We start from the raw sequence: 9,557 nt of genomic DNA, 5'->3' as shown, positions 1-9,557 counted from the left end.
AGCCCAGAAACAGGACCCGATGCTTCAATCACAGAACCCGAGACCACAAAAGGAAGGGCTGGCCCCGACACGTGAACGCCCCGGACCAGCCCCATAAAGCACTTAGTTCAGCAGTCTCCTAGGGCCCCCGGTCCGGCCGCTTCTTCACAGGGCGCAACAAACCTTTGCCCCGGTACGCTGCGCTCCTAGCCTTGGCACATGAGCTCTCTGTTCGCCTTCCCGAATCCGGTCAACGAGTACGCTGCCCGTGTCACCGCCGGACTGGTGGTGGCGCTCGCCGTTGTCACGCTGGCCCTCGGGTCCGGATGGGGCCTGCTGGCCATCGCCGCCGGGTTCTGGCTGCGCGTGCTCTTCGGACCAAGGATTTCGCCGCTGGCACTGTTGTCCGTCAAGGTCATCACACCGCGGCTGGGACGGGTGAAACTGGTGCCCGGACCGCCCAAGCGCTTTGCGCAGGGCATGGGGGCGGCCGTCTCCACAGCAGCCCTCGCCCTGTTCGCGGCCGGAGCGGTGCCGGCGGCGTGGGCGGTGCTGGGCATCCTGATCGTGGCGGCGTCGCTTGAAGCCTTTGCCGGGTTCTGCCTGGGATGCGTGGTCTTCGGGTTCCTGCAGCGCCGCGGACTGATCCCGGAGGACGTCTGCGAGGCGTGCAACAACATCAGCCTTCGGCGGTCGTGACGCCCACCAGCAAACCGGCCATGCCACGGATTGCCTCAGGCGCCTCCAGCGCCTCCAGCCAGTCCGCAGGCAGGCACTCCTCGCCGTAGTAGGCACCCAGGATGTTCCCCGCCAGTGAACCGGTGGCATCGCTTTGCCCCCCGTGGGCCACCGCCACGGACACCGCCTCCCGGAAGTGACGGACCGGCAGGGTGTCCGTGCCGTCGTCGTCCGTCCCTGCATCCGCCGTCCCGGCACGGGGGACAGTGGCGAGCACGGCGTACAGCGCGACGGCGAAGGCTTCCTCGGCGGTCCGGCCGCCACCGAGCGCATTGGTGATTTCCCCCGGCGTAGTTAGGCCCCCGGCGGCGAGTGAGAGCGCGGCTTCCAGGCGTTCCGGCAGTTCCGGCGCCACACCACCCAGGGTGTGGGCGTGGGCTGTCACGGCGGAGGCAGCCTCCGGGAGCGCCTCACCCAAAACCAGCCGGTGGACCAGCAGGCTGAAGATCCCGGAAGCCTGGCGGGCCACGGGGTGCCCGTGCGTCAGGGAGGCGGCGTCGGCACTCAGCTTGTAGACGGCGTCGGGCGTAATATGCGGGATCAGCCCGAACGGTGCTGACCGGACCACGGCGCCCCAGTCTTTCGATCCCGGATTTACCGGGCGGACGGAGGTGCCCATTTCGCCCGTCGCCAGCCCGGAAATGCTGGTTGTGTTGGGGTTCCGCCGCTGGCGGAGCACAGCGTGGCCGTCGATCCACCGGGGCTGCGGTGTGGGTGCCGACGCGGGAGCAGCCTCCCCCTGGGTGGCCAGCCACCGGAGGTAGGCGAGCCACAGGCAGGCGTTCACATCCGCGCCCACGCCCTCGTTCGCCCATTCCAGGGCCTCAACCAGCCCGTCCACCGTGTAGAGGGTCAGCTGGGTCTCGTCGGAGAACGTGCCGGTCGTGGGGCCGAATCCGCTGACGCCGCGCCCGCCGAAGCGGCTCCGGATCTCTTCAACCGACTCCGTGCCGACGGCATAGCCCAGGGCATCACCCAGCGCGCCGCCCAGCAGGCAGCCATGGATGCGGGACGTCAAAGCGGGCACGGACGGGCCGGGTTCAATGCTCATGCTGCAAATTTACCGCGGCCTCCGGCGGCGCCGGGACGCGGGCCCACCTTCCCGGCATTGCGCAAAAGACGCTGCACCAGCAAACGTCCAGCGTCGGCTGGAATAATGGACGGGCTGCCCGGCGGCAGCACCGCCATCTTTTGCCTACCAAAGGGTCCCGCCATGAGTTCCCCCGCACCCGCCCCCCACGACGTCCTGCTGCCCAGCGGCCTGGAGGCCGCCCGGCCGGGGCTCCTGCCCAGGCTGGGGGCCGAAGCGTTCGGCACCTTGTTCATCGTGGTGGCCGGCCTTGGCGTGCCCCTGTTCACCATCCCGGATTCCAGCCCCCTTCCTGCGGCACTTGCCGCGGGCCTGGCCGTGACCGCCGCCATGCTGGCGTTCGCGCACGTTTCGGGCGGCCACTTCAACCCCGCCATCACGGCAGGCCACCTGGTGGCCGGGCGGATCAGGCCCGGAGCTGCCGCCGCCTATGCGGGCGCCCAGCTGGTGGGCGCACTCGCAGGAGCCTTCGCGCTCTACGGGATCCTGCGCACCCTGCCGGGCATCGCGGACAGCCGCACCGCTTTTGACACCGTGACTGCCGGCTTCGGCGAACACTCCATCATCCAGGCGCCGCTGGCGGCAGCACTGCTCCTTGAAATGCTCGGAGCCGCTATCGTCGTGGCGGTCTTCCTGGGCACGTCCGGCAGCGACACCCGGGACGGGGGCAGCCGGTACGCAGCCCCCGTGGCCGTGGGCCTGAGCTTTGCGGTGCTGCTGCAGCTGGGCCAGTCGGTAGGGAACCTGCCGTTCAATCCTGCCCGCGCTGTTGCGTCCGCAGTGTTCAGCTCGGGCTGGGCCCTGGAGCAGCTCTGGGTCTTCCTGGCCGCCCCGCTGTTGGGAGCTGCAATTGCCGGGCTGGTCTTCCGGAGCATGGGAACTGCTGCTGGTGCCGGTGCCGGTGCCGGTGCCGTTGTGCAGGCCGGGACCGGAGAAACCACCGAGGCAGGGGAGCCCGCCGAAACGGCCGAACCCGGATCCAGCGAAGCCCAGGAATTCTTTGACGGCAAACGGGGCTGACCGTGAACGCGGCGGTTGCGCTGGCTGTCAGTGGCAGCCGATAGCTTAGAAACATGCGGCTACTACATACATCGGACTGGCACCTGGGGCGGTCCTTCCACGGCGTTGGCATGCTGGATGCCCAACGGGACTTCATTGCCCAGTTGGTCCGCACGGTCACTGAGCACGGAGTCGACGTCGTCCTGGTGGCCGGGGACGTCTATGACCGTGCCCTTCCCGGAGTCGATGTGGTGCGCCTGCTCGATGACGCGCTGGTCCGCCTGACAGCCGCGGGCGCACAGGTGGTGCTGACCAGCGGCAACCATGATTCCGCCATCCGCCTGGGTTTCGCCTCCCGCCTCCTGGAACGCGGGGGAGTCCATCTCCGGACCAGCATCGAGAGCCTGGACCAGCCACTGCTGCTGCCCCTGGACGATGCCCCTGACGGCCACCCTGCTGAAGCTGTGCTGGCCATCTACGGCATACCGTGGCTCGAGCCCCGTCTTGTCGCCGAACAGCTCGGGGTGGACACTGCCAGCCACTTCGAGGTCACCCGGGCGGCAACAGCGCTGATCCGGGAGGATATCGAACGGCGTTCAGCGTCCGCCGCCGTCCACTCCGTGGTGCTGGCGCACACGTTTGCCAGCGGCGGGATCAGCTCGGACAGCGAACGAGACCTGAGCATCGGCGGGGTAGGGGCCGTACCCCTGGACCTCTTCGACGGCTTCAGCTACACCGCGCTGGGACACCTGCACGGCCGCCAGGCACTGTCTCCGCTGGTCAGGTACTCAGGCTCGCCGCTGGCGTATTCCTTTTCCGAAGCCACGCACCGGAAGGGCGGCTGGCTCGTGGAGGTTGGAGCTGAGGGTGTCAGCTCCGTGCAGGAAGTCCTGTGGGAAGCGCCCCGGGCGCTGGCCGTGCTGCGCGGTCCGCTGGAAGAGCTCCTTGGGCTGCCCGAGCACCAGTGGGCCGAAACAGCGTACTGCCAGGTCACGCTGACAGACGCCCAGCGTCCCGCCAGGGCCATGGAACGGCTCCGTTCCCGGTTCCCGGATACCCTGGTCCTCGGCTTCGACCCCGAGGGCGGAACCGCGGCCGCCGCTTCCAGCTACAGCAGCAGGCTCGCGGAGGCGCCCGACGATCTCTCGGTCTGCTGCGGCTTCCTGGAACACGTGCGGGGCAGGGTCCCCGATGACGCAGAAAAGGCGGCGCTCGCCGACGCGCTCGAAAACGTCCGCCTCCTGGAGGCTTCACGATGAGGATCCACCGCCTGCAGATTTCCGGATTCGGACCTTTCGCCGGCACCGAGGAGATCGATTTCGACCGGCTCAGCGCACACGGCCTCTTCCTGCTCAACGGCCCCACGGGTGCCGGGAAGACCAGCGTCCTGGATGCCGTCTGCTTCGCCCTCTATGGTTCCGTTCCGGGACCCCGCCAGGACGGTAAGCGGCTCCGCAGCGACCATGCGGACCCGGCGCAGGAACCCGCGGTGACCTGTGAGTTCTCGGCCCAGGGGCGCCGCTTTGAAGTGACACGGTCCCCGGCCTGGGATAAACCGAGCGCCCGGGGGAAAAACGGCTTCACCACCCAGCAGGCCAAGACCCTTCTGCGGGAACGCGTTGGTGGCACCTGGACGGACAAGTCCGCCCGGAATGACGAGGCAGGCGCTGAGATCCTGGCGCTGCTGGGCATGGACCGCGAGCAGTTCACCCGCGTGGTGATGCTGCCGCAGGGAGATTTTGCCGCGTTCCTGCGCTCCAAGGCCACGGACCGGCTGGAACTCTTGCAAAAGCTCTTCGGTACCGAGCGGTTTGAATCGGTGGAACAGGAGCTGTCCCGCCAGGCGCAGGCGGCAAAGGAAGAAGTGTCACACCTGGCTGGCCGGCTGGAGCTCCTGGCTGCCCGGGCGGAGGCCGAGGCTGCGCGCCTCAGCCTTGACGGCTCCAGCGCTCCCTCTCCGGAGAACGCCACGGCGCGGCTCGGCTGGCTGGAGGAAGCCGTGGCCGCCCGCGGTGAGGAGCTAATGGCGCAGGCAGGACGGGCCGAGGCCGCCAGCACCGAATGCAGGAACGCCGTTGAAGCCGAAACACTTCGCGCCGACCGGCGCCGGAAGCTCGATTCCGCCGCAGCCAGGAAACTGGCGGTGGAGCAGGGCGCGCAGCTGCTTGACGATCACCTCCTCCGGCTGGCCCGGCACCGGAAGGCCGAGGTCCTGCAGGGGCAGCTGCGGAACGTTGCTGCCAGTGCCGCCAAAGCCCGGAGCGCTGCTACTGCCGTGGAATCCGCCTTCACCCTTCTCAGCCTGGCTGCGGGGGAAGACCCCGAACTCGCTGAGCTGGAACTCCACCTAGCGGCAGGCCCCGCCGCGGATGCCGCAAGCCCTGCCGCCGGAGCTGCAACCGAGCTCGGCCGGCTGCGCTCCCTCCTGGCCGTGGTCGAGGCCAGGCTGCCCGACGAGGACCGGCTGCAGGCCCTTCGGAAGCGCCACAGCAGCCTGCTAAGGAGGCATGGGGAACTTGCCGCGGACCTGGAACAGGCCGGCAAACGCGCCAAGGAACTGACGGATGAGCGGAGCCGTCTCCAGGACGGACTGCAGAACCTGGAACACCATGCGGCCACCGCTGCCCTGCGCCGGAAGGAAGCTGCAGCAGCGGAGGAACTGCTGGACGTGGTCAGGCGCCACGGCTCCGCCGTTGCTGCCCGGGACCTCGTGAAGGTCCGCCATGACGAATGCCGTGACCGGCAACTGGAGGCGAAACGCCGGTGGCTGGACCTCAGGGAGCAGCGGCTGGCCAATGCCGCTGCCGAGCTGGCTGCCAAGCTGGTCCATGGGGAACAATGCCCCGTCTGCGGCAGCCCGGACCATCCCGCTCCGGCTGCAGGGAGCTCCGGTGGCCCGGAACTTGCACAGGAGGAAGAAGAAGCCCGGCTGGTCAACGAAGCAGCGGAAGCCGCCTTCGCCCTGGTGGCCCGCGAGCTGGGGGAGGCCAGCCAGCTGGTGGCGGTCCTCGCCGGGCAGGGCGGGGACACCGCGGAGGATGAGGCCCTCAGTGCGGCGGAGGGTGCGCGCCGGGCAGCGGCCGACGCCGATGGCGCAGTTAGAGAACTGGAAGCAGTCAGGCTGCGGCTCGGCAAACTCGAGACCGCTGCGGCGGCCGCCCTGGAATCCCGCACAGGTACCGAAGGCGAGCTGGCGCGGACCGCAGCGTCACTGGCCGACGTGTCCGAACAATCCTCGGCCCTGGACCAGGCGCTGGCAGGGCTAAGGGGCACCCACCGCAGCCTGGCCCACCGGCTGCGTGCCCTGGAAACCGCCGTGACTGTGCTCAACAAGGCGGTCGAGGCGCAGGCGCACCTCGACAGAATGGAAGCCCAGGCAGCGGAGGCTCTGGACCAACTGGAACTGGCCCTGCCTGCGGCCGGTTTCACATCCGCTGGCGAGGCACGGGAGCAGCTGCTCGACGCCGATGAGGCGGCTTCGCTCGAGGCCCGGGTGCGGGCAGCCCAGGACGAGGAAGCGAGAGTGGCGGAGCTGTTCGCGTCCGAGGACGTCCTGCTGGCACTGGAGGAGAAGTCCGCGGGCTACGAGCTGGACCAGGTACGGCTCGACGCCCTGCGTGAAACTGCGGCAGAGGCCCTCCAGGACGCCCGGGATGCTGACCTGGCTGCCGGCCTGGCCGCCCGGTGCCTTGCCTCGCTGCGCGGCATCCGTGCTGAGTACGAAGACCTGGCAGGATCTGCGCGGCAGCCCGCTGAAAGGGCCCGGATGCTGGGCGGGCTGGCTGATGCGGCGGCCGGGCGGGGCGAGAACAACTACCGGATGAGCCTGAACAGCTATGTCCTGGCCGCCCGCCTGGAGCAGGTTGCCGTGGCCGCCTCCGAACGGCTGGTGGCCATGAGCGATGGCCGCTACCTGCTCCAGCACACGGACGCCAAGGCTGCGCGCGGAGCAAAATCGGGGCTTGGGCTGGAAGTGGTGGACCAGTGGACCGGGTTCCGCCGGGACACCTCCACCCTTTCCGGCGGTGAGTCGTTCATGGCTTCCCTGTCGCTGGCGCTTGGCTTGGCAGACGTCGTCCAGCAGGAGGCCGGCGGAGTGGAAATTGAAACGCTGTTTGTCGACGAGGGATTCGGAAGCCTGGACGAGCAGTCCCTGGAACAGGTCATGGACGCCCTTGAAGGGCTGCGGGACGGCGGCCGCGTGGTGGGACTGGTCAGCCATGTCGCGGAGATGAAGCAGCGGATCAGCGCCCAGCTCCAGGTGCTCAAGGGCCGGAACGGCTCCACCCTCCGGATATCGGACGGCGCAGACGCGCCAGTATGACCGTACGGCCCTGTCACCAATCTGCGCTGTGACCTGACGGCGCAGAGGCGCCAGTGCGACCGGACGGCCACAAACAACCGGCGGGCTGCGCTGCGGGCCAGATACGTAGGCGCCGGTATAATGGCAGCGTTACCGGGTTGCGCGCATCGGGAGGAGGGACGATGCGCACGACATGAACGAGCCCGGAATTGAACTCACCCGTTTCACCCGCCAACACACATGGATCAGTCCCCGCCGCCGTAGAGCTGCCGGCATCGGCGTCAGAACCGGCATCGGCGTCAGCCGCCGCTGCGCCGACCTTTCCTGAAGAAATTCCTGCAGCCTCCCGCGGCCGCTTCGCCAGGCTTCCCCTTCTTGCCGGCCGCGCCTTTATACCCCTCGGCCTGTTTGCGCGGCTGCCGCTGGCCATGCTGACGGTGGGAACGCTGACCCTGGTCACGTCAGCCAGTGGCTCGTACGCGCTCGGAGGGATGGCGGCAGGCGCCGTGGGCATCGGTTCAGCCGTGGGCGCGCCGGTTCTGGGGTCCCTTGCCGACCGCAGGGGACAGCGCCCTGTGCTCCTGATCGCTGCACTCCTGAACAGCATTGCCGTGGTGGCCCTGATCCTGGCTGTGTGGGCCACCGCGGAATCCCCGGGTGTCCCCGCAGCCGTCCTTGCCGCCTCCTTTGTCTCCGGTGCCAGCTGCCCCCAGGTGGGTCCGCTCGCCAGGGTCCGATGGATGGCCCTGGCCGCCCACGGCTCGGCCGCGGACCAAACACGGGACCTGGACACCGCCCTTTCCTACGAAAGCACCGCAGATGAGGTGACCTTCGTCCTGGGCCCCGCCCTGGTGGGAATCCTGGCCAGCCTGCTGGCGCCCTGGCTGCCGCTCGCAGTGGCGGTTGCACTGACCATCACCCTCGTTCCCGCCTTCGCGGTACACCGGACGCACCGGGCAGTTCCGCCCAGCAGGCCCGCCAGTGGTGGGCAGGTGCCGGCCGGTGCACAGCCACGGGCCGCAAGGCTCCCGGCGGCGGTAGCCCTGCCCGTGTCCGCCATGGTGTGCATGGGGACGTTCTTCGGCTCCGCCCAGACCGCCCTGAGTTCTTTCTCGGCAGGGTTTGCAGGCTCTGAGGCGGCCGGCCTGCTGTATGCCGTCATGGGGCTGAGCTCGGCCGTGGCCGCACTGTCCGTTGCGTACTGGCCGCAGCGGTTCAGTCCTGCCCGGCGCTGGGTGCTGTGCGCCTCACTGATGGCTGCCCTGTCCCTGCTGCTCCTCTTGCCGTCCTCCATGCCCGCGATGGTGGCGGCGCTGCTGATCCTGGGCCTGCCGGTGGGGCCGGTCATGGTCACGGTCTTCGCCGTCGGCGGGTCTGTGGCTCCTGCGGGCCGCCTGGGGACCGTCATGACGGCGCTGGCCAGCGGCATCGTGGCCGGCACCGCGCTGGGGTCTTCCCTGGGCGGCCACCTTGCCGAAAGCCACGGCTACGCTGCAGCCTTCCTTGTCACTGCCGGCGCAGCGTCCGGGCTGGCGCTGCTGGGAGCGGGAGCCGCCGTCGTTCTTCGCCGGAAGGCCTAGGCCAGCTGCCGTTCAATTCTTGCCGCGCTCTCAACCAGCGCGGCTCCCACCGCCGCGGGATCACGCGATGAACGGATATAGACGACGGCCAGCGCAGCGGGGCGCCCGCCGGGAACCCTGACAGGCGCGGCCAGGGAGGAAACCCCGGCGATCACCTCATCGTGGCTGGCCGAATAGCCGGTGCGGCGGGCTTCGGCAGCCTCGGGCCGGTAGGGGATGCCCGTGGCCAGCCGGTCCCATTCCGCCTCGGTGAGCGCGGACTGGATGGCGATCCCGGGCGCGCCGGCATTGATGGGATGGCGGGTGCCGGGATGCTGCGCCACGGTGGCACCGGAATGCCGGGGCTCCACCGTGAGCAGGGTGATGCAGTCGTGGTGGTCCCAGACCGCCACGAACGCCGTCATATCCAGGGCATTGGCCAGCTGCGTCAGTTCCGGCAGCGCGGCAGCCTGCAGGTTGCGGGAAACGCCGCGCGCCAGGACCGCAAGCCCGGGCCCCGGCTGGACCCGGCCGGCGTCGTCACGCACCAGCAGTGAATGGTCCTCCAGGGTGCGGAGGATCCGGTAGGCCACCGAGCGGTGCACTCCCATGGCGTCCGCCAGTTCTGCGATGGTGAGCGGCCCGGGCGCCGCCGCCAGGATCTCCAGGGCACGGATTCCCCGCGACAGGGTCTGGGAGGGGGAAGCCTGCGCCGGCGCGGCTCCGGCCGGGGCTGCGGCGGTGGGATTCATGGTGTCCATCCTAGGTGGCGGTAAGTAGCGACCGCCCCGGGACCGGGCCGGCTACCCGGGTTCGCGTCCTGAATACGAAACGGCATTCCAAATATAGAACCCGCCCTCCATGGAGTCCATGAGCGCAGGCTGCCGGG

Annotated in this window: 7 protein-coding genes; 5 read left to right on the top strand and 2 right to left on the bottom strand. The window is 69.3% G+C overall.

The genetic code is table 11. The features are described from left to right. The first annotated feature begins 198 nt into the window (after positions 1-198). A complete protein-coding gene (locus tag NFU08_RS12400) occupies positions 199-678 on the top strand; it encodes a DUF4395 domain-containing protein (protein ID WP_174179201.1) in 480 nt (159 codons plus the stop codon). On the opposite strand, the gene NFU08_RS12395 is transcribed toward NFU08_RS12400, so the two are convergent. Further along, positions 659-1,768, bottom strand: a complete 1,110-nt coding sequence (locus NFU08_RS12395) for an ADP-ribosylglycohydrolase family protein (RefSeq protein ID WP_251423645.1) — start codon at positions 1,766-1,768, stop codon at positions 659-661. The two genes, NFU08_RS12400 and NFU08_RS12395, sit on opposite strands and share 20 nt — an antisense overlap. 162 nt (positions 1,769-1,930) lie before the next feature. On the opposite strand from NFU08_RS12395, the gene NFU08_RS12390 reads away from it, so the two are divergent. From NFU08_RS12390 to NFU08_RS12375, 4 genes are all read left to right on the top strand, one after another. Further along, positions 1,931-2,827, top strand: coding sequence for an aquaporin (locus NFU08_RS12390; protein WP_174178071.1), 897 nt, complete (start codon positions 1,931-1,933; stop codon positions 2,825-2,827). 53 nt (positions 2,828-2,880) lie between these two features. Next, entirely contained in the window at positions 2,881-4,065 is a 1,185-nt protein-coding gene (locus NFU08_RS12385) for an exonuclease SbcCD subunit D (RefSeq protein WP_251423642.1), read from the top strand. Further along, entirely contained in the window at positions 4,062-7,130 is a 3,069-nt protein-coding gene (locus tag NFU08_RS12380; RefSeq protein WP_251423639.1) for an AAA family ATPase, read from the top strand. The genes NFU08_RS12385 and NFU08_RS12380 overlap by 4 nt, the downstream gene beginning before the upstream one ends. A 188-nt stretch (positions 7,131-7,318) precedes the next feature. After that, on the top strand, positions 7,319-8,689 hold the full coding sequence (locus NFU08_RS12375; protein WP_397425739.1) for an MFS transporter: 1,371 nt from the start codon (positions 7,319-7,321) through the stop codon (positions 8,687-8,689). Here NFU08_RS12375 and NFU08_RS12370 read toward each other — a convergent pair. Continuing rightward, a complete protein-coding gene (locus NFU08_RS12370) occupies positions 8,686-9,420 on the bottom strand; it encodes an IclR family transcriptional regulator (protein WP_104184880.1) in 735 nt (244 codons plus the stop codon). The genes NFU08_RS12375 and NFU08_RS12370 overlap by 4 nt on opposite strands. Between the last annotated feature and the right edge of the window lie 137 nt (positions 9,421-9,557).

Source organism: Pseudarthrobacter sp. NCCP-2145 (assembly GCF_023708005.1).
Classification (GTDB): Bacteria; Actinomycetota; Actinomycetes; order Actinomycetales; family Micrococcaceae; genus Arthrobacter; species Arthrobacter oxydans.
This window is presented reverse-complemented; position numbering and strand designations above follow the sequence as displayed.

What these genes read in the sequence shown, in the direction of transcription:
- NFU08_RS12400 (WP_174179201.1), top strand. Translation starts at nt 199, where the DNA reads ATGAGCTCTCTGTTCGCCTTCCCGAATCCGGTCAACGAGTACGCTGCC.
- NFU08_RS12395 (WP_251423645.1), bottom strand. Translation starts at nt 1,768, where the DNA reads ATGAGCATTGAACCCGGCCCGTCCGTGCCCGCTTTGACGTCCCGCATC.
- NFU08_RS12390 (WP_174178071.1), top strand. Translation starts at nt 1,931, where the DNA reads ATGAGTTCCCCCGCACCCGCCCCCCACGACGTCCTGCTGCCCAGCGGC.
- NFU08_RS12385 (WP_251423642.1), top strand. Translation starts at nt 2,881, where the DNA reads ATGCGGCTACTACATACATCGGACTGGCACCTGGGGCGGTCCTTCCAC.
- NFU08_RS12380 (WP_251423639.1), top strand. Translation starts at nt 4,062, where the DNA reads ATGAGGATCCACCGCCTGCAGATTTCCGGATTCGGACCTTTCGCCGGC.
- NFU08_RS12370 (WP_104184880.1), bottom strand. Translation starts at nt 9,420, where the DNA reads ATGAATCCCACCGCCGCAGCCCCGGCCGGAGCCGCGCCGGCGCAGGCT.